Annotated in this window: 23 protein-coding genes and 4 tRNA genes; 11 read left to right on the top strand and 16 right to left on the bottom strand. The window is 66.1% G+C overall.

Annotated features, from left to right (window positions below):
- Nucleotides 1–156: 156 nt before the first annotated feature.
- A complete protein-coding gene (locus CA2_RS11910) occupies nt 157–1,479 on the top strand; it encodes an SPOR domain-containing protein (protein WP_081888981.1) in 1,323 nt (440 codons plus the stop codon).
- A 140-nt stretch (nt 1,480–1,619) separates the two neighbouring features.
- The gene (locus tag CA2_RS11905; protein ID WP_042417380.1) at nt 1,620–1,940 is read left to right on the top strand and encodes an I78 family peptidase inhibitor; all 321 of its coding nucleotides are present in this window, start codon (nt 1,620–1,622) and stop codon (nt 1,938–1,940) included.
- Nucleotides 1,941–2,080: 140 nt separating this feature from the next.
- On the opposite strand, the gene hemW is transcribed toward CA2_RS11905, so the two are convergent.
- The 4 genes from hemW to CA2_RS11885 all read right to left on the bottom strand — a co-directional run bounded on the left by hemW (nt 2,081) and on the right by CA2_RS11885 (nt 6,117).
- Nucleotides 2,081–3,328 (bottom strand): radical SAM family heme chaperone HemW, encoded by a 1,248-nt coding sequence (hemW, locus tag CA2_RS11900; protein ID WP_042417282.1) that lies wholly within the window; start codon nt 3,326–3,328, stop codon nt 2,081–2,083.
- Between the two features lie 95 nt (nt 3,329–3,423).
- A complete protein-coding gene (locus CA2_RS11895; protein WP_042417279.1) occupies nt 3,424–4,032 on the bottom strand; it encodes a non-canonical purine NTP pyrophosphatase in 609 nt (202 codons plus the stop codon).
- 154 nt (nt 4,033–4,186) lie between these two features.
- On the bottom strand, nt 4,187–5,107 hold the full coding sequence (locus CA2_RS11890) for a PP2C family protein-serine/threonine phosphatase (protein WP_042417277.1): 921 nt from the start codon (nt 5,105–5,107) through the stop codon (nt 4,187–4,189).
- Nucleotides 5,104–6,117 carry a serine/threonine protein kinase gene (locus CA2_RS11885; RefSeq protein ID WP_042417274.1) on the bottom strand — a complete coding sequence of 338 codons (1,014 nt, stop codon included), beginning with the start codon at nt 6,115–6,117 and terminating at the stop codon, nt 5,104–5,106. The genes CA2_RS11890 and CA2_RS11885 overlap by 4 nt, the downstream gene beginning before the upstream one ends.
- 91 nt (nt 6,118–6,208) lie before the next feature.
- Here CA2_RS11885 and CA2_RS11880 point away from each other — a divergent pair, with 91 nt between their 5' ends.
- The 4 genes from CA2_RS11880 to CA2_RS11865 all read left to right on the top strand — a co-directional run bounded on the left by CA2_RS11880 (nt 6,209) and on the right by CA2_RS11865 (nt 10,391).
- Nucleotides 6,209–7,102, top strand: a complete 894-nt coding sequence (locus tag CA2_RS11880; protein ID WP_042417376.1) for a YicC/YloC family endoribonuclease — start codon at nt 6,209–6,211, stop codon at nt 7,100–7,102.
- Nucleotides 7,103–7,171: 69 nt separating this feature from the next.
- Nucleotides 7,172–7,792 carry a guanylate kinase gene (gene gmk / locus CA2_RS11875; RefSeq protein ID WP_042417271.1) on the top strand — a complete coding sequence of 207 codons (621 nt, stop codon included), beginning with the start codon at nt 7,172–7,174 and terminating at the stop codon, nt 7,790–7,792.
- 19 nt (nt 7,793–7,811) lie between these two features.
- Nucleotides 7,812–8,015, top strand: coding sequence for a DNA-directed RNA polymerase subunit omega (gene rpoZ, locus CA2_RS11870; RefSeq protein WP_042417268.1), 204 nt, complete (start codon nt 7,812–7,814; stop codon nt 8,013–8,015).
- Nucleotides 8,016–8,126: 111 nt separating this feature from the next.
- A complete protein-coding gene (locus tag CA2_RS11865; RefSeq protein WP_042417266.1) occupies nt 8,127–10,391 on the top strand; it encodes a RelA/SpoT family protein in 2,265 nt (754 codons plus the stop codon).
- Between the two features lie 324 nt (nt 10,392–10,715).
- Here CA2_RS11865 and greB read toward each other — a convergent pair whose 3' ends face one another.
- From greB to serS, 6 genes are all read right to left on the bottom strand, one after another.
- Nucleotides 10,716–11,279 (bottom strand): transcription elongation factor GreB, encoded by a 564-nt coding sequence (greB, locus tag CA2_RS11860; RefSeq protein ID WP_042417264.1) that lies wholly within the window; start codon nt 11,277–11,279, stop codon nt 10,716–10,718.
- A gap of 94 nt (nt 11,280–11,373) precedes the next feature.
- Nucleotides 11,374–11,450, bottom strand: a tRNA-Arg gene (locus CA2_RS11855).
- Nucleotides 11,451–11,586: 136 nt separating this feature from the next.
- A tRNA-Arg gene (locus tag CA2_RS11850) sits at nt 11,587–11,663 on the bottom strand.
- Between the two features lie 131 nt (nt 11,664–11,794).
- Nucleotides 11,795–11,871 (bottom strand) — tRNA-Arg (locus tag CA2_RS11845).
- Nucleotides 11,872–11,873: 2 nt separating this feature from the next.
- Nucleotides 11,874–11,963: transfer RNA gene (locus tag CA2_RS11840), tRNA-Ser, on the bottom strand.
- A 61-nt stretch (nt 11,964–12,024) separates the two neighbouring features.
- Entirely contained in the window at nt 12,025–13,341 is a 1,317-nt protein-coding gene (serS, locus tag CA2_RS11835) for a serine--tRNA ligase (RefSeq protein ID WP_042417373.1), read from the bottom strand.
- A gap of 142 nt (nt 13,342–13,483) precedes the next feature.
- Here serS and CA2_RS11830 point away from each other — a divergent pair, with 142 nt between their 5' ends.
- Nucleotides 13,484–14,152, top strand: coding sequence for a CBS domain-containing protein (locus CA2_RS11830; RefSeq protein WP_042417261.1), 669 nt, complete (start codon nt 13,484–13,486; stop codon nt 14,150–14,152).
- Between the two features lie 145 nt (nt 14,153–14,297).
- Here the strand turns inward: CA2_RS11830 and ispH are convergent, their stop codons facing one another.
- Together ispH and CA2_RS11820 are read right to left on the bottom strand one after the other, a co-directional pair.
- Complete coding sequence (gene ispH / locus CA2_RS11825) at nt 14,298–15,290, bottom strand: 4-hydroxy-3-methylbut-2-enyl diphosphate reductase (RefSeq protein WP_042417257.1); 993 nt, start codon at nt 15,288–15,290, stop codon at nt 14,298–14,300.
- 1 nt (nt 15,291) lies between these two features.
- Nucleotides 15,292–15,768 (bottom strand): FKBP-type peptidyl-prolyl cis-trans isomerase, encoded by a 477-nt coding sequence (locus CA2_RS11820; protein ID WP_042417254.1) that lies wholly within the window; start codon nt 15,766–15,768, stop codon nt 15,292–15,294.
- A 91-nt stretch (nt 15,769–15,859) separates the two neighbouring features.
- Here CA2_RS11820 and radC point away from each other — a divergent pair, with 91 nt between their 5' ends.
- Nucleotides 15,860–16,534 carry a RadC family protein gene (radC, locus tag CA2_RS11815; RefSeq protein WP_042417251.1) on the top strand — a complete coding sequence of 225 codons (675 nt, stop codon included), beginning with the start codon at nt 15,860–15,862 and terminating at the stop codon, nt 16,532–16,534.
- Nucleotides 16,531–17,193 carry a Smr/MutS family protein gene (locus CA2_RS11810; protein ID WP_042417249.1) on the top strand — a complete coding sequence of 221 codons (663 nt, stop codon included), beginning with the start codon at nt 16,531–16,533 and terminating at the stop codon, nt 17,191–17,193. Before radC ends, CA2_RS11810 begins: the two co-directional genes overlap by 4 nt.
- 212 nt (nt 17,194–17,405) lie before the next feature.
- Here the strand turns inward: CA2_RS11810 and CA2_RS11805 are convergent, their stop codons facing one another.
- A complete protein-coding gene (locus CA2_RS11805) occupies nt 17,406–18,350 on the bottom strand; it encodes a Bug family tripartite tricarboxylate transporter substrate binding protein (protein ID WP_245620948.1) in 945 nt (314 codons plus the stop codon).
- Nucleotides 18,351–18,518: 168 nt separating this feature from the next.
- A complete protein-coding gene (locus tag CA2_RS11800) occupies nt 18,519–19,541 on the bottom strand; it encodes an aldo/keto reductase (RefSeq protein WP_042417243.1) in 1,023 nt (340 codons plus the stop codon).
- A gap of 282 nt (nt 19,542–19,823) precedes the next feature.
- Between CA2_RS11800 and CA2_RS11795 the strand changes: the two genes are divergently transcribed.
- Complete coding sequence (locus tag CA2_RS11795) at nt 19,824–20,993, top strand: GGDEF domain-containing protein (RefSeq protein ID WP_042417240.1); 1,170 nt, start codon at nt 19,824–19,826, stop codon at nt 20,991–20,993.
- A gap of 235 nt (nt 20,994–21,228) precedes the next feature.
- Here the strand turns inward: CA2_RS11795 and CA2_RS11790 are convergent, their stop codons facing one another.
- Nucleotides 21,229–21,687 (bottom strand): rhodanese-like domain-containing protein, encoded by a 459-nt coding sequence (locus CA2_RS11790; RefSeq protein ID WP_042417237.1) that lies wholly within the window; start codon nt 21,685–21,687, stop codon nt 21,229–21,231.
- A gap of 72 nt (nt 21,688–21,759) precedes the next feature.
- Between CA2_RS11790 and ftrA the strand changes: the two genes are divergently transcribed.
- Nucleotides 21,760–22,791, top strand: a complete 1,032-nt coding sequence (gene ftrA / locus CA2_RS11785) for a transcriptional regulator FtrA (protein WP_042417234.1) — start codon at nt 21,760–21,762, stop codon at nt 22,789–22,791.
- 186 nt (nt 22,792–22,977) lie between these two features.
- Here ftrA and CA2_RS11780 read toward each other — a convergent pair.
- Nucleotides 22,978–23,264, bottom strand: a 287-nt coding sequence (locus CA2_RS11780; protein ID WP_439708934.1) for a hypothetical protein, incomplete at its 5' end; no start/stop codon positions are given.

The raw sequence follows: 23,264 nt of genomic DNA, 5'->3' as shown, positions 1-23,264 counted from the left end.
CGCGCCGCGAAAACAAAGCCGCCAGTGTAAAAGCCCACGCAAGGGTGTGCGCCCAAAAGGCAAGGCGCGACTACCTGTGCCCGCCGTGTGGGCCGGGTGTGACAAACATTGTTTGACAATTCAGGGCCGCACACCGGCCATGCCACAATCGCCCGCATGCCTGCGACGCCTTCCCGCTCCAACGCCTTCACACCTGCCCCCTCCTCCGGGGACATGGGCATCATGCCCGACCTGTACCGGCTGAGCGTCGGCCCCGTCAACGCAGCCTACTACCAGCAGCACTTCAACCGTTTCGAGGCCCTGGGCAAGGCCATTCCCACCTGGAACCACGGCGCCGCCTTCTGCACGCTGGCCTGGCTGGTGCTGCGCAAGCTGTGGCGCCCGGCCGCCCTGTACCTGTGCCTGCTGGCCGCGCTGCTGCTGGTGTGGTGGGGCGGCGTGCACGGGCGGCTGCCACTGCCGCTGGAGCTGGCCCTGTGCCTGCTGGTCGGCATGCTGCTGTGTGTGGTGCCGGGCACCCTGGGCAACGCCTTGTACTACCAGCATGTGCGCCAGCACACGCTGCAGACGCTGACCCGCGCCAGCTCGCTGTCACAGGCGCGCGCGCAGCTGGCGAAGCAGGCCGTGACCAAGGACCGCCTGCACACCATCGCCGCCATCCAAGCCCTGCTGCTGGCCGCCCTGACCGGCCTGGTGCTGCACCAGGTCAAGCAAGGTGGACCGAGCGAGGCGCCGGCCCCGTCCGGCCCGCCCGACCTCGTCATTCCCCAGGTGTCCAGCCTGGCACCGGCGCAGCCTGTGGCCTTCACCCCCACACCCGCGGCCGCCCCTCCCGCCGACACCGCGCCCGCGCTGTCCCTCGTCACACTGGCCCAGACCGTGCCCGCCACGCCCGAAGCCGCCCCCCCAACTGCCCTGGTCGCCGAGCCGGCACCGGCGATTGCGCCAGCGCCAGCGCCAGCCCCAACGCCAGCCCCTGCAGCAGCACCGGCCGCTGTGCCTGTGCCGGCACCAGCCCTGGCCGCGGCATCGCCCCCGGCGGCGCCACCGCCAGCCCCGGCCAAGAAGGCCGTGACACCGCCCGCGCCAGCCGCCAAGGCCCCCGCACCGGCCAAGCCCGACAAAGCCGAAAAAACCGACAAGGGCAGCAAGACCGCCAAGGCCGAAAAAGCCGACAAGGTCCCCAAGAGCGCCCCCGAACCCAAGCCAGCGCCCGCCGCCACCAACGGGCGCCTGGTACCCGGCAAGTTCTACCTGAACGCCGGTGTCTACGCCCAGGCCGCGAATGTCGACAAGGCCGTCCAGCAATTGCAGGGCGCCAAGCTGAATGCCCTGCGCCAGACCGTCAGCAGCAGCAAGGGCGATCTCACGCGCCTGCGCATCGGTCCGTTCGACACGCGCCAGCAGGCCGAGCAGGCCGCCGCCAAGGCAAAGCAGCTGCGCATCAATGCCACCGTGTTCCAGCATCCGCGCGGCTAGGCGCGCTTTACCGTGGCGGGGCCATGGTGGCCAGGCCCGCCACACCGGCTTGCAGATCGACACAAACCGTCACACATGAAGCGCAAAATGGCCGACGTGGACTGGTATGGTCCCAGCATGTTCAAGAAGGAGCCCGTCCCATGCACGTTGGATTGCACGCACTGGTCATGACCGCGGTGGTCGCCCTGGCCGCTGGCTGTACGCTGACGCCGCCCCGCGCCGGTGGGGCCGACCCCCAGCAGCCCCCCCGCACCGTGCAGAACTGCAACCCGGACAAGGCGCAATGGGCCGTGGGCAAGACCAACACCGAGCACAACGTGTCCGAGGCGCGCAAAAAGGCCGGCGCCTACATGGTGCGCGTGCTGCGCCCCGGCCAGGCCGTGACCATGGAGTTCAACGCCGAGCGCCTGAACCTGGAAGTGGACGCCACCGGTCGCATTGTCGCGGCACGCTGCGGCTGACGCTTTTGATAGCAGGTCACGCAGCAGGCACGGCTGCTTTCAGCACCTAACGACCTGAAAACCAGCAAGCACCTGCGCGAGGTGCTTTCTTTTTGGGAGTTGCACAGACCCGGACCGCAAGGCCCCGGGCACCCAGTCGCTCAGGCATCGCCCAGGAACAGCGCCTGCAGATCGCTGAGGAAATCAAAGCCGCGCTCCGTCGGGGTCACGCGCCCGTGCTGGCGCAGCACCAGCCCCTTGCGCTCGGCCTCGTCCAGGGCCGCGCTGATGGTGCTGATGGGCAGGCCGGTGCGGTCCAGGTAGTCCTGGATGGCAAAGCCACCGCGCAGGCGCAGCGCGTTCAGCATGTACTCGAACGGCAGGTCCTTGCGGCGCACATCCTCATCGCTGGCCAGGGCACGCCCGGCCAGGGCGGCGTCCATGTAGCGCTGCGGATCGCGCAGCTTCACCTGGCGCACCACGCGGTGCGCAAAGCTGAGCTTGCCGTGCGCTCCCGCGCCAATGCCCAGGTAGTCGCCGAACTGCCAGTAGTTGGTGTTGTGGAAGCACTGGTGGCCTTCGCGCGCATAGGCCGAGATCTCGTAGCGCTGCATGCCGACCGCACCGGTCATGGCGGTGATGCGATCCAGCATGTCGTAGGCCGTGTCCTCCTCGGGCACCACGGGCGGGAACTTGGCGAAGTAGGTGTTGGGCTCGATGGTCAAGTGGTAGATGGAGATGTGCGGGGGGTGGAAGCCCAGCGCCGTCTCCAGGTCGCGCACCAGGTCGGCCTCGGTCTGCCCCGGCAGGGCGTACATGATGTCGAGGTTGAAGGTCTCGAAAGCCTCGGCCGCCTCCTGCACCGCCGCACGCGCCTGGGCGCCGTCGTGCACCCGGCCCAGGGCCTGCAGGAAGCGGTCGTCAAAGCTTTGCACGCCGATCGACAGGCGCGTCACCCCGGCATGCCGGTAGGCGCGAAAGCGTTCCTTCTCGAAGGTGCCGGGGTTGGCCTCCATGGTGATTTCGCAGTCCGGCTCCATGCGCAGGCGCGCGCGCAGGCCGCTGATCAGGCGGTCGATGCTGTCCGGGCTGAACAGGCTGGGCGTGCCGCCCCCGATGAACACGCTGTGCACGGTGCGCCCCCAGATCAGGGGCAGGCTGGCCTCCAGATCGGCCATCAGGGCGTCGATGTAGCGCTGCTCCGGCACACCACCGTCGGCCTGGCTGCGCTGCTCGTGCGAGTTGAAGTCGCAGTACGGGCACTTCTTCAAACACCAGGGCAGGTGGATGTACAGCGACAGCGGCGGCAGCGCCGGCAGGCCCAGCGTGCCGGCGCGCATGTAGTGCTGCACGTCCTTGGGCGGCTGGCCCAGGGTCGCGGTCTCTGCCGGATTAATAGGAATATTCATCGCATTCAAACGTCAATCGGTACTCAGGCCTGCGCGGCAGGCCACCCGCTGTGGCGGCACAGCCCCCACGCCCGCAGGTGGAGGCTGCCTCTGCCTCAGGCCGTGGCCAGCCATGTGGTGCGCAGCAACTCCATCATGGCGCGCGTGCTGCGGCCGCGGTGGCTGTGGTCGTTCTTGAACTCGGGCGCCATCTCGGCAAAGGTCTTGCCGATCTCGGGAATGATCAGCACCGGGTCAAAGCCGAAGCCGCTGCTGCCGCGGCGCGCGGTGGCAATCTCCACGTGCACGCGGCCCACGGCGATAAGCGGTTCGGGGTCCTTGGGGTGGCGCACGCCCACCAGGGTGCTGACCATGGCGGCCTGGCGGTTGGCGTGCGGCGCCAGGTTTTCCAGCAGGCAGGTGACATTGTTGGCGTCGCTTTTCTCGTAGCCGTAGTGCGTGCAGTAGTAGGCCGTGTCCACGCCGGGCTGGCCGTCGAAGGCGTCCACGCACAGGCCAGCATCGTCGGCAATCGCCGGCAGGCCGGTGCGCTCGGCAGCAAAGCGCGCCTTGCTCAGAGCGTTTTCCACAAAGGTGCCAAAGGGCTCAGGGGCTTCGCCCTCAAACAGATCGCCCTGGCAGATCAGCTCCACGCCCAGCGGGGCGAACATGGACTGCAATTCGGCCAGCTTGCCGCGGCTGTTGGAGGCGAGAACAATTTTCATGGGTCTAATCAGGCACTCACGCAGACATGGTAAGCGCCCATAGCTATCTATTTTGATGTTAATGACAAGGCCGGCGCGTCCGCTCAGGGACGGCCAGCGCCCAGTGTGCGACAAACTGCAAGCCCATGTGGGCCACTGGAGTGGTCAGGCCGGCTCAGGACTTGCGCGCGGCCGAGCGGCGGATAGCGGCGTTGATCTCGGCGATGTTACGCTCAATCTCGTCCTCGTCCAGGGGATCGTCCAGCGTGTCCAGCTCGTGCGAGGACTGGATGGTGGAGGCGAACCACTGCGTGGTCGTGGCGGTATCGGTCTCCACCCCGTGCTGGCTGTGCACGTCCTCGGGCACTTCCCACTCCATGGCCAGGGCCGTGACGTTGTCGCTCTTGTTGCCGGCAATCTGCAAGGCCGAATCCACCAGCGCCGGGATGGCGTGGTCCACCGGCAGGATCGACAGGCCGTGTAGCAGGGCCGGCTCTTTGAGCACGCCCCACAGGCCGTCGGAGCACAGCAGCAGCCGGTCGCCGCTGCGCAGCGGGTGCGGGCCGCTGACATCGAAGATGGGCATGCCGGAGGCCCCCAGGCAGGTGAACAGCACGTTGCGATTCAGCAGCCGGTGCGCCAGCAGCAGCGGCGTGGCCGCGCCGCGCTCCATCTCCAGGTACGAGTGGTCGCGCGTGCGCGCCAGCAGCTTGCCATCGCGCACCCAGTACAGGCGTGAGTCACCGCAGTGCAGCCAGGTCGCCTGCCCCCCCTGCACCACCGCTGCCACCACCGTGGTGCGCGGCGAGTCCGCCATCTTCTTGAGCTTGGCATAGCGCTGGATGTGCTGGTGCGCCGTGATGACGGCACGGTTCAGGAAGTCCGTGGGATCGGCCAGCGCCGGCGTGGCCTCGCGCTGGAACTGCGCCGCAATGCTCTGTAGGGCCAGCTGCGCGGCCACCTCGCCCTCGGCATGGCCACCCATGCCGTCGGCCAGCAGGAACAGCGCCGCATCGCGCGTGTAGCAGTAGCCCATGCGGTCTTCGTTGACGGCGCGCCCGCCGCGGCGGCTGAGCTGGAAGACGGAGAATTTCATGGTGCCTTGATGCGGACCGAGGTTTCACCCGGCGACTGTGTCTTGCGCCCCTCGCCGATCAGCGAGTCCAGTTGCAGCCGCACCTTTTCCGACACGCTCAGCGGGGTGTAACGGCGTTCGGTGTCTTGGCTCAGGGCCTTGTGGAATGCAAATACCGACTGCGGCCGGTCCAGCGGGTCCAGGGCCATGGCCCACTGCACCAGCTCCAGCAGGTTGTCGGAGTACACACCGCGCAAGCGCGCCAGGGCCACCAGCAGGCGGTCCTTCTCGCGGCGGCTGGGCACATCGGCCGGCGGCTGGCCGGTCATGCAGGCGAACATGCAGGCGCCGATGGCGTAAATGTCCGTCCACGGGCCCATGCTGCCGTTGCGCCGGTACATCTCGGGGGCCGCGAAGCCGGGGGTGTACATCGGGCGGATGAAGTTGCCCTCTTTGTTCAGTACCTCGCGGGCCGCGCCGAAGTCGATCATCACCGCGCGGTCATCGTCGGTGACAAAGATATTGGCCGGTTTGATGTCCAGGTGCAGCATCTTGTGCTGGTGCACGATGCGCAGACCGCGCAGCACCTCGTCAAACAGCGAGCGGATGGACGATTCGCGCAGCACCTTGGCGTGCTGCTGGGCCCGCGCCGTCACGATGTATTCCTGCAACGAGGCGCCACGCAGGAAGTTCATGACCATGTAGACGGTTTCGTTCTCGCGGAAGAAGTTGAGCACGCTCACCACCGAGGCGTGGGAGATTTGCGTCAGCGCGCGGCCTTCTTCAAAGAAACTTTTCAGGCCCAGCCGGTACAGCGACAGCTTGTCCTGCGCCACCTTGGGCACCAGCTCGCCCGGCGCGCGCATGGCCAGGACCGCAGGCAAATATTCCTTGATGGCCACGTCCTGCCCCTGCCGGTCCTGTGCCAGATAGACCACCCCGAAGCCCCCCGAGGCCACCTTGCGCACCACGCGGTAGTCGCCAATCACGGTATCGGGTGGCAAGGGCGCTGGCTTGATCCGGGAAGACATTTTGTTCAGGTAAACCTCAAGGTCGGAGCGGAAACCGGATAATCAGGGGATTGCAAGCAACCAAAAGAAACGTCCAATGGCAGTTTACAGCATGACCGGATACGCCAGCGTCCAGCACACGCCGGCGTCCATCGAGGACAACACCTCTGCGCCCAATGTGCGTCTGGGGCTTGAAATCCGCGCCGTCAACAGCCGCTTTCTGGATCTGACCTTCCGCCTGCCCGATGAGCTGCGCAGCCAGGAACCCGCCCTGCGCACCCTGCTGACCCAGCGCCTCAAGCGCGGCAAGGTGGAAGTGCGCGCCGCCATCGATGTGGACACCTCCGCCTCGCTGCCCCAGCCCACGCCCGCCCTGCTGCAGCGCATGCAAAGCGTGCAGGACCTGGTGCAGGCCTGGCTGCCCGACGCCAAGGGCCTGTCCGTGGCCGATGCGCTGCGCCTGGCCGGCAGCGGCAACGCCGTCTGCGTGGACTGGCAGGACATCGTGCCGCAGGTGGCCGACAGCGCCGTGCAGGCCCTGGTCGAAGCCCGCGCCCGCGAAGGCGAGCGCCTGGCCGAGATGCTGCAGGACCGCGTGCAGCAACTGCGCACACTGGCCAGCCAGGCCGGCCCCCTGGTGCCGCAGCTGGTCGAGCAGCAACGCCAGCGTTTCCTGGACCGCTGGCAGGAAGCCATGGGCCTGACCGAAGGCCAGGTGGCCCCCGAAGCCGCACGCGAGCGTGCCCTGTCCGAAGCCACGGCCTTTGCCATCCGCATCGATGTGGCCGAAGAGATCACCCGCCTGGACTCGCACCTGGACGAAGTCGAGCGCCTGCTGAAAAAGGGCGGCGAAATCGGCAAGCGCCTGGACTTCCTGATCCAGGAAATGCACCGCGAAGCCAACACCCTGGGCTCCAAGTCGGCCGCCCTGGACCTGACACGCATCAGCGTGGACATGAAGGTGCTGATCGAGCAGATGCGCGAGCAAGTCCAAAACATTGAATAACCACCGTTAAAAACCTCAGGGCGCGCAAGCGCCCTTTTTGCAAGGTCGCCACAAGCACCACCGCTGTTTATGGAACACCCCGGAAACCTCTTTGTCGTCGCAGCTCCCAGCGGAGCCGGTAAATCCAGCCTGGTCAAGGCATTGCGCTCGTTCGATGCGCGCGTCTACCCGTCCGTGTCGCACACCACACGTGCGCCGCGCGGACAGGAAAAGCATGGCCGCGAGTACTTCTTTGCCTCCGAGCAGGAGTTCGACGCCATGGTTGCCAACAATGCCTTCGTCGAATGGGCGAACGTGCATGGCAAGCGCTATGGCACCTCGAAAAAAGGCATCCAGGACCGCCTGGCCAATGGCGAGGACGTGCTGCTGGAGATCGACTACCAGGGCGCCCTGCAAGTGCGCGAGTCCTTTCCCCAGGCGGTGCTGATCTTCATCCTGCCCCCCAGCTGGGAAGAGCTGCGCTCGCGCCTGGAAAACCGTGGCGAAGACGCCCCGGAAGTCATCGAACTGCGCATGAAGAATGCGGAAGAAGAGATGGCCCAGGTCGGAAAATTCGACTTCGTTATAATCAACGAGTTGTTCGAGAGCGCGCTCTTTGACCTGAAAGCGATCATTCACGCCCAGCGCCTGAAGTACGTGTCGCAACGCCGCCTGCGTGGCGACGTGTTTGATTCGCTCAACCTATCCTGAATTCCCCCGGAGTACCCTGATGGCACGCATCACCGTTGAAGATTGCCTGGAGCAAATCCCCAACCGCTTCCAGCTTGTGCTGGCCGCGACCTACCGCGCCCGCATGCTGAGCCAAGGCCACACCCCCAAGGTGGAATGCCAGAACAAGCCCGGCGTGACCGCCCTGCGTGAAATCGCAGAAGGCAAGGTGGGCCTGGAAATGCTGAAAAAAGTGCCAGGTTAAGCCTGTTCGCTGTTTTCAAGTCTGTGCAAATCGGCAGACAATAAAAGCACCGTATCGCGGTGCTTTTTTTTTACTATGTCTATCCCCGCTTTCCCGCGATACATTTAGGGCATGAACGCGGCTTTCAATTCCAAAACAGACGACATCCCCCGAACCTCGCCCGACGTGTCACTTGATGCACGTCTGGAAGTTGCGGCCCGCGTTTCTGCTGCGCATTTCGAGCGCATGCTGGACTATCTGTCCTATCTGCCGCCCGCTGACATTGAACTGGTGCGCCAATCCTGGCGCTACGCCGACAAGGCCCACACCAACCAGTGGCGCAGCAGCGGCGACCCCTACATCACCCACCCAATTGCCGTCGCCACCATTTGCGCGCACTGGAAGCTGGATGCCCCGGCGCTGATGGCCGCGCTGCTGCACGATGCCATGGAAGACTGCGGCATCACCAAGCAGGATCTGGACGAGCGCTTCGGCCCCGTGGTGGCCGATCTGGTGGACGGCCTGACCAAGCTGGACAAGCTGCACTTCAACACGCGCGAAGAGAACCAGGCCGAGTCCTTCCGCAAGATGCTGCTGGCCATGGCCAAGGACGTGCGCGTCATCCTGATCAAGCTGGCCGACCGCACCCACAACATGCGCACCATGGGCGACATGCCGCGCAGCAAGTGGAACCGCATCGCCTCCGAGACCCTGGAGATCTACGCCCCGATTGCCCACCGCCTGGGGCTGAACCAGACCTACCGCGAGCTGCAGGACCTGTCCTTCCGCTACCAGCGTCCCTGGCGCTACGAGACGCTGGAAAAGGCTATCACCAAGTCGCGCGCCCGCCGCCACGACCTGGTGCTGCGCGTGCAAAACGAGATTGCCGCCGAGTTCGACCGCGTCAACCTGCCCGCCCGCCTGGCCGGCCGGGAAAGCACGCTGTACTCGCTCTACCAGAAGATGCTGCGCCACCACCTGACCTTTGCGCAGGTGACCGACATCTACGGCTTTCGCATCATCGTGCCCACGGTGACCGACTGCTACACGGCGCTGGGCATCCTGCACCAGATGTACAAGCCCGTGCCGGGCAAGTTCAAGGACCACATTGCGATTGCCAAGGCCAATGGCTACCAGTCGCTACACACCATGCTGGTCGGCCCCTCGGGCGTGAACATCGAGTTCCAGATCCGCACCGAGCCCATGCACATCGTGGCCGAGGCCGGCATTGCCGCCCACTGGCTGTACAAGTCGCAGGGCAAGCAGGAGGTGCTGAACACCAAGTGGCTGCAGTCGCTGCTGGACATCCAGACCGAGACCAACGACGCCACGGAGTTCTGGGACAACGTCAAGGTGGACCTGTTCCCGGACTCCATCTACGTCTTCACCCCCAAGAGCAAAATCATGGCCATGCCGCGGGGCGCCACGGTGGTGGACTTCGCCTACGCCATCCACAGCAACATCGGCCACCACACCGTCTCCGCCCTGATCAACGGCGAGCCCGCCTCGCTGCGCTCCGAGCTCAAGAGCGGCGACGTGGTGCAGATCATCACCGACGACAGCGCCAACCCCAACCCGGCGTGGCTGGGCTTTGTGAAGACCGGCCGCGCCCGCTCCAAGATCCGTAACTACCTCAAGACCGCGGCGCACAGCGAGTCCATGGTGCTGGGCGAGACCCTGCTGGCCCAGGCCCTGCGCGAAGAAGGCATTGCCACCGTGCCCGGTGACGACGAGGCCAACAAGGCGCTGTGGACGGCCGTGCTGCTCAAGGCCAACAGCCCCAGCCGCGAAGACCTGCTCACCGACATCGGCATGGGCCGCCAGGCAGCCGGCTGGGTGGCACGCCACTTCATGGCCGAGCTGTCCAGCCAGGGCCAGCGCCCCGACGCCCTGCTGCTGACACAGGAACGCTTCGGCAGCCAGAGCCTGCGCAGCCACAGCACGGTGGCACTGGACGGCAACAGCAACAGCTCCGTGCGCTATGCCAGCTGCTGCCGGCCCGTGCCCGGCGATCCGGTCGTGGCCTATCTGGGCCGTGGCGACGGCCTGCACGTGCACAACGCCCAGTGCGTCAATGCCAAGCGCCTGCAGCACACCGACAGCGAACGCTTCGTGCCCGTGGAATGGGCCGAAGAAAGCCGGCAAAAGCTGTATGACAGCGGCATCCGCGTCACCATCCACAACCAGAAGGGCGTGCTGGCCCGCGTGGCCACCGAACTGAGCAACGCCAACGTCGACATCCGCCGCCTGGAGATGGACGACGAAGCCGCCATGCAGACCACCGAGCTGCGCTTCATCGTCTCCGTGCACGACCAGCAGCAGGTGGAGGCCGCGCTGCGCAGCCTGCGCCGCGTGCCCACCGTGGTGCGCGCCGCCCGCATCCTGCCGCTGGAATAAAGCCGCGCACGCTGGTGACCGCATGCGGCCCTTGGGGCCGCATTTTTTATGCATCTTGATCAAAACAAGAGCTGCACGCGCAGGTGATGCGGACGTTTCAGGTGGTTTTGATCCTGAAATGCAACGTAGACGCGCGTAGACAGCTCCTTTTTTCCTGAGCTTGCCCAATCCGCCAGACCAGGCCCCTGCACTGCTTCCTGCGCCTGCCGCCGAGGCAGCGCGCGCCAGCACAGACACGTGCACACAAGGTGCAGGTTCAGGTTCAGGAATAAGCTGCCAAGGCGCCCGTTCTCGCCAAACTGCCGCCTGAGCGGCATATCCCGCTCAGGCGGCTGGCGGCGGGTACTCCACGTCCAGCACCTCCAGCATGCGCACGCCGGCCGGGGTGGGCAGCGGCACCTCGTCGCCGATTTTGGCCTTCAGCAGTGCCCGTGACACCGGTGCAATCCAGCTCACCTGCCCCTGGGCACTGTCGGCCTCATCGATGCCCATGATGGTGATGGTGCGCTCCACGCCTTCGTCATCGGCATAGGTCACGCGCGCGCCGAAGAACACCTGCTCGCTGCCGTGGTGTACCGACGGGTCGACCACCTCGGCCGCTTCCAGCCGCTTGGTCAGAAAGCGGATGCGGCGATCGATCTCGCGCAGGCGCTTCTTGCCGTACAGGTAGTCGCCGTTTTCCGAGCGGTCGCCATTGCTGGCCGCCCAGTGCACGGTCTCCACGATCTTGGGACGCTCGTTGTCGATCAGCTCCAGCAGCTCGGCCTTGAGCGTCTGGTAGCCACGGGGCGTCATGTAGTTCTTGCTGCCCTTGGGAATGGCGGGCAGGCTGGGCAGGTCATCGTCGTCGTCCTGCCCATCGGTTTCCTTGGTGAAAGCCTTGTTCATGGGCCGCATCTTCACACAAAACCCGTGGCGCCCCGGCGGGATGCAGGGCACAAACCAAAAAGTCCTGACACCTTGCGGTATCAGGACTTCCAATTGGTGCGGCTGGCAGGAATCGAACCCACGACCCCTTGGTTCGTAGCCAAGTACTCTATCCAGCTGAGCTACAGCCGCTAAGCCATCTATTATAAGCCTAGCAATTACCCTTAATTCTCAAAACGATGAAAAAATCTTTTCATCCCCCACATCAACCCCGGAGACACCCAGAAAGACAAAAGCCTCAGAGATATGCATCTCTGAGGCTTGAATCTGGTGCGGCTGGCAGGAATCGAACCCACGACCCCTTGGTTCGTAGCCAAGTACTCTATCCAGCTGAGCTACAGCCGCTAAGCCATCAACAACCGAAGCTGCTGACTGCATCCAATTGCTTGGGTGCAGACCTTGCTGTTGCTCAATCAAAAAGCAAGGCTTTCATAAAAAGAGAAAAGCCCTAGAACTTGCGTTCTAGGGCTTCAATCTGGTGCGGCTGGCAGGAATCGAACCCACGACCCCTTGGTTCGTAGCCAAGTACTCTATCCAGCTGAGCTACAGCCGCATTGGCGGAGAGGGTGGGATTCGAACCCACGGTAGCATTGCTGCTACGCCTGATTTCGAGTCAGGTACATTCGACCACTCTGCCACCTCTCCTGCGTGTCGAAGCTGCTATTGTAGCAGCGTTTTTGACCGCTACCGGCAAACCCGGAGTTTTTTAGGCCTGCAGGCGTTCCAGGCCACCCATGTAGGGGCGCAGCACCTCGGGGATGACCACCGAGCCATCGGCCTGCTGGTAGTTCTCCAGCACGGCGACCAGGCAGCGTCCCACGGCCAGGCCGGAGCCATTGAGCGTGTGCACCAGCTCGTTCTTGCCCTTGGCGTTCTTGAAGCGCGCCTGCATGCGGCGGGCCTGGAAGGCCTCGCAGTTGGAGATCGAGCTGATCTCACGGTACTTGCCCTGGCCGGGCAGCCACACTTCCAGGTCATAGGTCTTGGTGGCGCCAAAACCCATGTCGCCAGTGCACAGGCTCATCACGCGGTACGGCAGGCCCAGCTTCTGCAGGATGGCCTCGGCGTGGCCGGTCATCTCTTCCAGCACTTCGTAGCTCTTTTCGGGGTGCACGATCTGCACCATCTCGACCTTGTCGAACTGGTGCTGGCGGATCATGCCGCGCGTGTCACGGCCGTAGCTGCCGGCTTCCGAGCGGAAGCACGGGGTGTGCGCCGTCAGCTTGATGGGCAGCTCCGCCTCCTGCACGACCACGTCGCGCAGGAAGTTGGTCAGGGGCACTTCCGAGGTGGGGATCAGATACAGCGCCTGGTTGTCCGGCACGGGCTCACCCTCCTGGCCGCCCTTCTTGGCGGCGAACAGGTCGCCTTCGAACTTGGGCAACTGGCCGGTGCCACGCAGCGAATCGGCGTTGACGGCGTAGGGCACGTAGCACTCGGTGTAGCCGTGCTCGCCGGTCTGCACGTCCAGCATGAACTGCGCCAGCGCACGGTGCAGGCGGGCGATGCCGCCCTTCATGACGGTGAAGCGCGAGCCCGACAGCTTCACGCCCATGTCAAAGTCCAGGCCCAGGGGCGTGCCCACGTCCACGTGGTCCTTGACCTCGAAGTCGAAGGCCTTGGGGGTGCCCCAGGTGCGCACGACCACGTTGTCTTCCTCGCCAGCGCCCACCGGCACGCTCTCGTGCGGCAGGTTGGGCACGGCCTGGAGCATGGTTTCCAGCTCGGTCTTGATCTGTTCCAGGCGTGCGTCGGATTGCTCCAGCTCGGTCTTGGAGGCGGCCACCTGGGCCTTGGCGGCTTCGGCGCCGTCCTTGTCGCCCTTGCCCATCAGCATGCCGATCTGCTTGGACAGCTGGTTGCGCTGGGCCTGCAGCTCCTCCGTGCGGGTTTGCAAGGTCTTGCGCTCGGACTCCAGAGCCTGGAAGGCTTCCACATTCAGGAAGGCTTGCGGCTTCTTACGGGTTTCCAGGCGCGCAATCGCGGAGTCGAGGTCTTTACGGAGAAGAAGAATGTCTAGCATGGTGGCAATTTTAGTGGGGCGGGCCGGATCGGGACGCCAGCGCCGCAGTGCATCCGCCATTGTGCGGCAGTTGCTGTTCAGTTGCAGGCTGGTGTGCCGATAGAGAGGAAAGGCCCACGCACACATCCAAGGAGATTGGCAGATGTTTTATGTTTTCGGCATCCATGGCTCCATGTACCAGGGAGGGCCCGATCGCCTCAGCCAGATTGCAGCCGTGCGCGGTGTGCAACGCCCCAGCGGCCTGCGCGCCAGCAGCAGCGGGATCGAGTCGCAGGAAGCCCAGGCACGCAACCCGGACCTGCTGCACCACCTGACGGTCCGCGCCCAGGGGGCCGTGTCGGCCTACCTGGGCACCGAGCAAGGCCCCAAGGAAGAGCGCAAGCGCCTGTACCTGGTGCGCGACGTGATGACGCGCGGCGCGGTCACCGTGACGCCCGAGCTGACGGTGGAACAGGCCTGGCAGGTGCTGGCCAGCAAGAAGATTGCCCAGGCCCCGGTGCTGGATGCCCAGCAGCGCGTGGTGGGCCTGCTGCTGCGCGCGGACATGGCACCGCTGGCGCTGCTGCCCGAGCCCGGCGCACTGCGCGATGCCATCGCCCTGGCCAAGCGCCCGGTCACCGAGGCCATGCTGTCGCCCGTGCCCGCCGTGGCCGAGGACACCGACCTGCGCCGCGTGGCCCATGTGCTGCTGGACACCGACCTGCCCGGCCTGCCCGTGACCGACAACCTGGGCCACCTGAGCGGCTTCATCAGCCGCACCGACATCCTGCGGGCCGTGGCCAGCGATCCACCGCTGGACCTGTGGGGCTGAGCGCCGCGGGCACGCAACGCAGATAAAAAGAGCGCCTGGCGCTGGTTGTTCGCGGTCTTCAGCATCAAAACAGGCTGAAGTGCTTGCAATACCAGCGCCAGGCGCTCTTTTTACAGGAGTTACCTGTGCGTAAAACCCAGGTGCCTCAGGCGCCGGTTTCGGGCGCCTTGCGCACCTCGATCTCAAGGCCCGTGGCTGGATCGATCATCTTCAGGCCCTTGGGCAGCGGGAACTTCATGGTTTCCTCCACGCCGTCCATCTTGCGCACGGAGACCGCGCCCAGCGCCTTGATGCGGGCGATGACGCCGTTGACCAGCACCTCGGGGGCAGAGGCCCCGGCCGTCAGGCCCACGCGGCTGGCCGATTCGAACCACGCCTGCTGCAGCTCATCCGCATTGTCCACCATGTAGGCGGGCGTGCCCAGGCGCTGTGCCAGCTCGCGCAGGCGGTTGCTGTTGGAGCTGGTGGGGCTGCCCACCACGATCACCACGTCCACCTGCGGCGCCAGCACCTTGACCGCATCCTGGCGGTTCTGCGTGGCGTAGCAGATGTCCTGCTGCTTGGGCTCGCGCACATGCGGAAAGCGCGCCTTGATGGCGGCCTTGATGCCGGCGGCATCGTCCACGCTCAGCGTGGTCTGCGTCACCACGGCCAGCAGCTCGGTCTGCCTGGGCTGGACCTTGGCCACATCGGCTTCGTCTTCCACCAGGTGGATGCCTTCGGACAGCTGGCCCATGGTACCTTCCACCTCGGGGTGGCCCTTGTGGCCGATCATGAGGAACTCATAGCCCTCCTTGGCCAGCTTGGCGACCTCGACGTGCACCTTGGTCACCAGCGGACAGGTCGCATCGAAGATGCTGAAGCCGCGCGCCTGGGCTTCTTCCTGCACCGCCTTGCTCACGCCGTGGGCACTGAACACCAGGGTGGCGCCCGGGGGCACGTCCGACAGCTCTTCGATGAAGATTGCGCCCTTGTCCTTCAGGTCGTTGACCACGAAAGTGTTGTGCACGATCTCGTGGCGCACATAGATCGGGCGGCCGAACTTCTGCAGCGCCCGCTCGACGATCTCGATGGCGCGGTCCACGCCGGCGCAAAAGCCCCGGGGCTCGGCCAGCAGGATTTCCTTGGCGTCGACCACCTCAGAGCACCCCGATGATCTGCACTTCGAAGGTCACGGGCTGGCCCGCCAGCGGGTGGCTGAAGTCGAACAGCACGGCACCGTCCTCGCGCACCTGCACCACCGAGCCGGCGTAGCTGCCCAGCCCGTCGGGCGTGGGGAACTGCACCACGTCGCCCGCGGCGTACTGCTCGTGCGGATCGCCCAGCTCGTTCAGCAGCTTGCGCGCCACCCACTGCAGCATGTCGGGGTTGCGCTCGCCAAAGGCCACGCCAGCGGGCAGCTCGAACGTGGTGTGCGTGCCTTCGGGCAGACCGATCAGTTGCTCCTCGATGGCCGGCGACAGCTCGCCCGTGCCCAGCGACAGCGTGCCGGGCTTTTCCAGGAAGGTGTTGATCACATCACCGGCCGGGCCGGCCAGACGGTAGTGCAGCGTCAGGAAGGAGCCCGCTTGTACGGTGGGCACAGAAGTCGTGGTCGAAGGCGCGGAATTGGTCATGGAAGTCCCGATAAACTGGCCGCCATTGTAGAAAGCCGGGCATGCCCCTGCGCCCTTGGCGTCTGTTTATCCCACTTTCAGCCCCAGGACCATGGCCTTCAAAGACCTGCCGACCGACACCCTGCCCCGCGAAAAGCTGCTGGCACGGGGCGCCAGCGCCCTGTCCGACGCCGAGCTGCTGGCCATCCTGCTGCGCACAGGCCTGGCCGGCTGCAGCGTGCTGCAGATGGCCCAGGGCCTGCTGGACCGCTTCGGCGGGCTGGCCGGGCTGCTCAACACCGACGACCAGGCGCTGCACAGCGTCAAGGGGCTCGGCCCTGCCAAGCGTGCGGAAATGCTGGCAGTGATGGAATTGGCCAAACGCGCCACGGCCCAGCAATTGCGCGAGCGCGAGGTCTTCGACCACCCCGGGGCCGTGAAGCACTACCTGCAAATGCACCTGGGCCACCGCCCCCACGAGATTTTTGCCGTGCTGTTCCTGGACAGCCAGAACCGATTGATTGCCATGGAAGAAATGTTCCGGGGCACGCTGAGCCAGACTTCGGTCTACCCCCGCGAGGTGGCCTTGCGCGCCTTGCACCACCACGCTGCCAGCGTGATCCTAACGCACAACCACCCCAGCGGCAGCGTGCTGCCCAGCCCGGCCGACCACGCGCTGACCGCCACCCTGAAGCAGGCCCTGGGCCTGCTGGATGTGCGCGTGCTGGACCACATCATCGTGGCGCAGGGCGCCAATCACTCCATGGCCGAGGCGGGGCAGCTATGAGCCAGGCCTTCCGCCACCACGGCCTGCACGCGCTGGGCGGCATCTCGCGCGAGCTGAAGCTGCAGCGCGAGCGCCAGGAAGCCGCCGAACTGGCGCGCCGCCAGGCCGAAGCCGCCGCCGAGCGCGAGCGCAACCTGTTCACCCACTTCGTGGGGGCCGTCACGCCGCTGCCGCACACCGACCGCTTTGCGTTCGAGCAGGCCCCGCCCACGCCGCGCCGCCTGCAGCATGAGCTGGATGAAGAGCGGGTGCTGCACGAGGCCATGAGCGACGAGTTCGACGTCAGCACCCTGCTGGACGTGGACGACCAGCTCAGCTTTCGCCGCCCCGGCATCGGCCTGGACGTGACACACAAGCTGCGCGCCGGGCACTGGAGCATCCAGCGCCAGCTGGACCTGCATGGCCTGCGCTCCGACGAGGCACGCGAGGCACTGGGCCAGTTCATCCGCCTGGCCCACCGCACCGGCCTGCGCTGCGTGCGCGTGGTGCACGGCAAGGGCCTGGGTTCGCCCGGCAAGACGCCGGTGCTCAAATCCAAGGTCCAGCGCTGGCTGGTGCAGAAAAAGGAAGTGCTGGCCTTTGTGCAGGCCCGCCCGGCCGAGGGCGGTGCCGGCGCCCTGGTGGTGTTGCTGCAGCCGGGCAAGCGCAAGCTGTATTGAGCGCAGCGGACACGCCCCCCACGCCGCCGGATACGCCGCGTTGGCGCGCTGTCACACGGCAGCTGCCCTGGCACAACCTGCGGCTGCACGCCCGGTCCGGCGCCTGCCCTGCGGGGGTTGGGTCATGCCCCTGCTCAGCGCCGCCCAACACCCATCTTCCGCCAGACACGCCAGGGGACAGGCGACCTCGTTTTTCATAGCAAACTGCGCGCTCACTGCTTGAGGATATGGGCCTTTTCGATCACCACGCCCCAACGCTGGATTTCGGACTGCAGCAGCTGCGCCGTCTGTGCGGGCGTGCTGTCCTGGGCCTGCACGTGGAGCGCACGCAGCTTCTGCACCACGTCCGGGTGGCGCACGGCGGCAGCAATTTCCTGGTGCAGGCGCTGGACCACGGCAGGTGGCGTGCGCGACGGCACAGCCAGCGCATTCCAGGAGGCAGCGACAAAGCCCGGCACCCCGGCCTCCTGCGCCGTGGGCACTGCGGGCAGCAGGGCCGAGCGCTGCGCGCCCGCCACCGCCAGCAACTTGACGGCCTGGGACTGGATCTGCCCCGTCAGGGGCGCCAGGATTTCCACCGCCACATCGATCTGCCGGCCGCGCAGCGCCGTCACCACCGCGGGCGTGCCATTGAAGGGCACGATCTGCGCGTCGATGCCGGCCGCCGACTTGAACAGCTCGGCCGCCAGGTGCTGGGTGCTGCCCACATTGATGCTGCCGATGTTGAGCTGCCCCGGGTGCGCCTTGGCATAGGCCACCACCTCGTTCAGGCTCTGGAAACGGGCCCGACCATCGGTGATCACACCGATGTCGAAGTAACCCAGGGTGGAGATGGGCGTCAGGTCCTGCACCAGGTCGAACGGCAGCTGCCGAAACAGGTTCACCGTGACCGCGCTGCCGTTGGACAGCAGAAACAGGGTGTGGCCGTCGGGCGCAGACTTGACCACCGTGTCCGCCGCCACAATGCCTCCGGCGCTGGGCTTGTTCTCAATGGTCACCGCCTGCCCCAGCTGGGTGGACAGCTGCTGCGCCACCACGCGCGAGGTCACATCGGCCACGCCCCCTGCGCCAAACGGCACGACGATGCGCAGCGGCTTGCCCGACAGAGGCTGGGCCTGCGGCGCCACGGCGGGCAGCAACGCCAGCACCAGACTCATCCACGCACGCGTCCAGCGTGCCCCCCAGCCCGATGGGCGACGGCCTTGCATAGTGATCTCCTCGGATAGTTATGCAAGCCAGTGTGCCAGCGCCCTGCGCCGCCCTGGTGGCGGTGGACGTGCTAGCAGCTATGCGCCCACGGCATACCTTGGCGGCCCACAGCCCGCTCAGCGGCCGGTCTGCTCGAAGGCGTATTTCTCGGTGTCCACCTCGCGCTGGGCCTGCAGGCCATAGCGGTCACCGGCAATCGCCTGGGGCTGGAACAGGGCATCCAGCCCGGCCAGCACCGTGGGGCTGAGTTGGATGCTGCCGCCCCGCACGTCTTCCAGCAGATGGTCCACACGGGTGGTGCCGGGCAGGGCCACCACGTGCTCGCCCTGGTGCAGCACCCAGGCGATGGCCAGTTCGGCCAGGCTGCAGCCCGCCTGGGCGGCCAGCACCTGCATGGGGGCCAGCAGCTGCAGATTGCGCGCATAGGTCTCGGGCGCAAAGCGCGGCATGCTGCTGCGCATGTCGCTGGGCAGCAGCTGCGTCACGTCCTGCAGCTGCCCGGGCAGAAAACCACGCCCCAGGGGGCTGAAGGCCACATAGGCAATGCCCAGCTCGCGGCAGGCCGCCAGGGTGCCCAATTCGGCATTGCGCGTCCACAGCGAATACTCGCTTTGCAAGGCCGCAATCGGGTGCTCGCGGTGGGCGCGGCGCAGGGTGTCCACCCCCACCTCGGACAGGCCCAGGGCCCGCACCTTGCCCTCTTGCACCAGGCGCGCCATCGCCCCCACCGACTCCTCGATCGGCACGCGCGGGTCCCAGCGGTGCAGGTAGTACAGGTCGATCACATCTGTGCCCAGGCGGCGCAGGCTGTCCTCACAGTTTTGGCGCAGCGCCTGGGGGCTGCCATCGATCACGCGGCGCAGCACGCCATCCGCACCGCACACCCCGGCCATCCCCCCCTTGCTGGCCAACACGATGTGGTCACGGTGGGGCTGCAGGATTGGCCCCACCAGCGATTCGCTGGCCCCGAAGCCATACAGGGCCGCCGTGTCAAACAGCGTCACCCCGGCCTCCAGCGCCGCGTGCAGTACGGCCTGTGCCTGCTGGGGCGTGGCCCCGCTGCCGTAGCCATGGCAGAAATTCATGCACCCCAGCCCTACGGCTGAGACGGAAAAAGGACCTATCGAGCATGTATGCATGGTGCTGAGCTTACGGCAACCCTTACACGCTATCAACTTGGTAGCTTGATGCGCTTACTGCATGAAGGCTAGAGGCCATTTTGATCTCAAACGATCTCGGCGCTGCCTGGATTCGCTCGCGCGAAGCTGGGGTGCTGCAGCGCTGCGTTTGCTGTCCCGTGCCCTGGGGCATGCACGCAAGCCCGGCACAGGCCCCCAACGGCAACCGGGACATCTGCACCCTGCGACAATCGCGCCGCGCGCGCGCCGCCGGGCCCACCCGCGCTGATACATCCATCGTCCATGGCCCTCGATCCCTTCACCCTGCTCGTCCTCACCTCGGCCATGGCCGCAGCCTCTGCGCTGTACCTGGCCGCCGAATGGCGCAGCGTGCGCGAACGCTCGCTGCTGCTGTGGAGCACGGGCTTCGCCATCATTGCCGTGGGCTGCGTGCTGGCCCTGCTGCGCTCGCGTGGCTATGTGCTGTTCGGCATCTGGTTTCCGAACGGGATGCTGATCGTGGCCCACTGGATGTTCCTGTCCGGTGTCGCCGCATTCACGCGCACCCGGTTGCCGCGCGCCTGGTGGCTGCTGGTCGCCGTCTGGCTGGCCATGCTGGCACCGCCCGGCGGCCCCTGGTGGTCCAAGGCAATGCTGGGCATCCAGTCGCTGCTGATCGCCGTCATCAGCTTGCGTGCCGGCCTGCTGCTGCGCCCGCAGGGCGGCGCCTTGACCTTGAGCGTGGGCGCGGCGCAGTTGCGCTTCGTGCTGCTCGTGCATGGTCTGTTCTACCTTGCCAAGGCCAGCTCGACCCTGGTGCCGGACGCCTTCATCAACCTGGCCAGTTTCCGCGGCACGGTGATCCTGGTCTCGCTGGTCGAAGGCGTGATGGCGATCATGCTGTTGGCCATGTCCATGACCGGCACAGAGCGCCACCGCCGCGAGGAACGCATCGCGCAGATCGCCGCCCGCGACCCGCTGACCGCCCTGGACAACCGCCGTGCACTCTATCTGCGCGCACCGCCGCTACTGCAGCAGGCCTCGCCGGCCAGCCCCGGCGCCCTGCTGCTGATCGACATCGACCACTTCAAGCAGGTCAACGACCTGCACGGCCACGATGCCGGCGATCGCCTGCTGGTGACCTTCGCCGACCTCCTGCGCAGCACCCTGCCCGACGGCGCGCTGGCCGCGCGGCTGGGCGGGGACGAATTCGTGATCCTGCTGCCCAACACCTCCAGCGCCGCTGTGCAGGCGCTGTGCGAGACACTGCGCGAGGCGTTCGCGCAGCAAGCACGCACGCTGTTCACGACGCCCGAGCCCGTGGCCCTGAGCATTGGTGCCACCATGTTCGACCAGCCCGACACGGAACTGTCGCACTGGCTCAAGCGGGCGGACGACGCCCTCTACGCATCCAAGCGCAAGGGTCGCGACCGGATGGAGCTGGCCCCGTGGTCTCCTGGGCCGCCGCAGTGACACTCGCCGGGTGTTGACCGGTAGCGGTCCTGTGGTCCGGACACTGCTCTGCCGTGCCTTCTGGCACGGTGGCCACCACCGCAGTGCAGCCAAGCACACGCCCCCAGCCGCCACTGGTGCTTGCCTGTGGCAAGGACAAGGCTGTTTGGCAGCGCCTATGGCGGATGTTGGCGCCGGCAACACATGGGCTGCAGGCGACTGCAAGGCACTGGGCATGAGGTCCTGTGGCCAGCGTCTAGGCTCCGTCGCTTCCGTCTTGCACAGGCACACTGCAGGCATGGGCCGCCTGCACACTGGTTCTGTGCAGCTCAAAGCCCTCATCCAGCCAGCCGGTCACACCGCCGGCCATCAGTTTCACGGGCCGACCCAGCCTCGCCAGACGCAGCGCCCCGCGTGCTGCGCCATTGCAATGCGGCCCGGCGCAGTAGGTCACAAACAGCGTGTCCGCCGGCCAAGCGGTCAGCTTGCTGGCAACGATCTTGCCGTGTGGCAGGTTGATGGCACCTGGCACATGGCCCTGAGCGAACAACTGCGGCGAGCGCACGTCGAGCAGCACGAAATCCGGGCCCTTGGAGAGCCCATCATGCACATCCCAGCAATCCGTTTCGAAACGGAATGCGGCGGCAAAATGCGCCTCGGCGTCGGCAGCGGGTGCGGCAGGAATCGCGGTCACATGGGTGCGAGGGGAAGTCATGGCAATTCAGATGGTGTGGTGGGCAATGCCGCTGATCTTGTCGGTGCTTGCGCAGCCTCACAATTGGCACCAATGACATCCATCGACCAAATTACGCCAATCCCTTCCACCACCTCCGGTCCCCTGGTGGTGGCGCCGATCTACGATGGCCTGTGTACCTTTGAGTTCTCCATCGTGGCCGAGATTTTTGGCCTGTCGCGACCGGAAATGGGCCCCCACTGGTACCGCTTTGCCAGTGCCGCGGTGGAACCCGGCTGGCTGCGCGCCCATGGTGGCCTGCGCGTCATGGCCGATGGTCCCGCCGATTTGCTGGAGCAGGCCGATCTGATTGTGGTGGCCGGCTGGAAAGGTGCGCATGTACCGGTCCCCGAGGCACTGGCGCAACGCCTGCGCCAGGCCTGGGAGCGCGGCGCCCGCCTCGCGTCGATCTGCTCCGGGGCCTTCGTGCTGGCTGCCACAGGGCTGCTGGACGGGCGGCGTGCCGCCACGCACTGGCGCTACGCTGAGGCACTGCGCCAGCGGCATCCGGCGATCCAGGTCGATGCCGATGTGCTGTATGCCGAGGAAGACCGCATCCTGACATCCGCCGGCAGCGCTGCCGGCATCGACCTGATGCTGCACCTGGTGCGCAAGGATTTTGGCGTCAAGGCCGCGAACAGCGTGGCCCGGCGCTTGGTGATGCCGCCCCATCGCAGCGGTGGCCAGGCCCAGTTCATCGAGCGGCCGGTGCAGCCGGACCGCCTGCATCGGCTCTCGGACGTGCTGGAGCGCATGCGGACGGAGCTGCACAGCGACTGGACGGTGGAGCGCATGGCCCAGAGCGTGCTCATGAGCCCCCGGACCTTTCTGCGTCGCTTCATCGAGGCCACGGGTGTCCCGCCGGGGCAATGGCTGATCGCCGAGCGGGTCGCAGAGGCCCAGCGCCTGCTCGAGAACAGCGCAATGCCGGTCGAGGACATCGCCGCCCGGGTGGGGTTTGGCAGCGTGCAGGTCCTGCGGCATCACTTTCGCGCCAGACTGGGACTGGCGCCAAGGGACTATCGCAGCATGTTCTCCGCCGCCCCCATGCGCTCTGGCAAGGCTGCAGTTCAGCCGAAGACATGATGTTGATGGAGACCGCCCACAAACCATGGTGGGCTGCGGGCGGCCAGCGTTGATTCAGGCTGGGCTGGGTTGCGTCCCCAAGCCCTGCGCGTTGATGTCCATCTTGCAGTGGCACGCCACCTGCGGGCTGTGCCCCCCCAAGGCCGAGCCTCAGCCAGCCAGGCGAAGCGGCTCAGGGGCAGACAGTCAGCTGCCCACAGCGTCTTTGACGCATTTCTTGGTGAAGCTGGACTTGGCAGCGCCCGCCAGCTTCTTGTCGGCGGCAGTCACCTCACAGGCCGCTTTGGCGTCTTTTTCACACTTTTTGAGGAAAGCGGTCTTTGCCGCGCCGGCAAGCTTTTTCTCCGTGGCGACCGCAGTGCAGGACTGATCGGATGAAGCCCAAGTGATGCCAGAGAACAAAGTGGCAAGGGCAAACACAAGGACAGAGGCTTTGCGCATAAGGTGCTCCTGATTCAATGGGGGATGGCTAC

The organism is Comamonas aquatica NBRC 14918, assembly GCF_000739875.1.
GTDB classification, from domain to species: domain Bacteria; phylum Pseudomonadota; class Gammaproteobacteria; order Burkholderiales; family Burkholderiaceae_C; genus Comamonas; species Comamonas aquatica.
Note: the sequence above shows the minus strand (reverse complement) of the source record. Positions and strands in the feature narration are given on the sequence as shown.

What these genes read in the sequence shown, in the direction of transcription:
- CA2_RS11830 (WP_042417261.1), top strand. Translation starts at nt 13,484, where the DNA reads ATGTTTTATGTTTTCGGCATCCATGGCTCCATGTACCAGGGAGGGCCC.
- CA2_RS11865 (WP_042417266.1), top strand. Translation starts at nt 8,127, where the DNA reads ATGAACGCGGCTTTCAATTCCAAAACAGACGACATCCCCCGAACCTCG.
- CA2_RS11895 (WP_042417279.1), bottom strand. Translation starts at nt 4,032, where the DNA reads ATGAAAATTGTTCTCGCCTCCAACAGCCGCGGCAAGCTGGCCGAATTG.
- CA2_RS11800 (WP_042417243.1), bottom strand. Translation starts at nt 19,541, where the DNA reads ATGCATACATGCTCGATAGGTCCTTTTTCCGTCTCAGCCGTAGGGCTG.
- CA2_RS11795 (WP_042417240.1), top strand. Translation starts at nt 19,824, where the DNA reads ATGGCCCTCGATCCCTTCACCCTGCTCGTCCTCACCTCGGCCATGGCC.
- CA2_RS11805 (WP_245620948.1), bottom strand. Translation starts at nt 18,350, where the DNA reads ATGAGTCTGGTGCTGGCGTTGCTGCCCGCCGTGGCGCCGCAGGCCCAG.
- hemW (WP_042417282.1), bottom strand. Translation starts at nt 3,328, where the DNA reads ATGAATATTCCTATTAATCCGGCAGAGACCGCGACCCTGGGCCAGCCG.
- CA2_RS11905 (WP_042417380.1), top strand. Translation starts at nt 1,620, where the DNA reads ATGCACGTTGGATTGCACGCACTGGTCATGACCGCGGTGGTCGCCCTG.
- gmk (WP_042417271.1), top strand. Translation starts at nt 7,172, where the DNA reads ATGGAACACCCCGGAAACCTCTTTGTCGTCGCAGCTCCCAGCGGAGCC.
- rpoZ (WP_042417268.1), top strand. Translation starts at nt 7,812, where the DNA reads ATGGCACGCATCACCGTTGAAGATTGCCTGGAGCAAATCCCCAACCGC.
- CA2_RS11910 (WP_081888981.1), top strand. Translation starts at nt 157, where the DNA reads ATGCCTGCGACGCCTTCCCGCTCCAACGCCTTCACACCTGCCCCCTCC.
- greB (WP_042417264.1), bottom strand. Translation starts at nt 11,279, where the DNA reads ATGAACAAGGCTTTCACCAAGGAAACCGATGGGCAGGACGACGACGAT.
- CA2_RS11820 (WP_042417254.1), bottom strand. Translation starts at nt 15,768, where the DNA reads ATGACCAATTCCGCGCCTTCGACCACGACTTCTGTGCCCACCGTACAA.
- radC (WP_042417251.1), top strand. Translation starts at nt 15,860, where the DNA reads ATGGCCTTCAAAGACCTGCCGACCGACACCCTGCCCCGCGAAAAGCTG.
- CA2_RS11790 (WP_042417237.1), bottom strand. Translation starts at nt 21,687, where the DNA reads ATGACTTCCCCTCGCACCCATGTGACCGCGATTCCTGCCGCACCCGCT.
- CA2_RS11885 (WP_042417274.1), bottom strand. Translation starts at nt 6,117, where the DNA reads ATGTCTTCCCGGATCAAGCCAGCGCCCTTGCCACCCGATACCGTGATT.
- CA2_RS11810 (WP_042417249.1), top strand. Translation starts at nt 16,531, where the DNA reads ATGAGCCAGGCCTTCCGCCACCACGGCCTGCACGCGCTGGGCGGCATC.
- CA2_RS11880 (WP_042417376.1), top strand. Translation starts at nt 6,209, where the DNA reads ATGACCGGATACGCCAGCGTCCAGCACACGCCGGCGTCCATCGAGGAC.
- ftrA (WP_042417234.1), top strand. Translation starts at nt 21,760, where the DNA reads ATGACATCCATCGACCAAATTACGCCAATCCCTTCCACCACCTCCGGT.
- serS (WP_042417373.1), bottom strand. Translation starts at nt 13,341, where the DNA reads ATGCTAGACATTCTTCTTCTCCGTAAAGACCTCGACTCCGCGATTGCG.
- CA2_RS11890 (WP_042417277.1), bottom strand. Translation starts at nt 5,107, where the DNA reads ATGAAATTCTCCGTCTTCCAGCTCAGCCGCCGCGGCGGGCGCGCCGTC.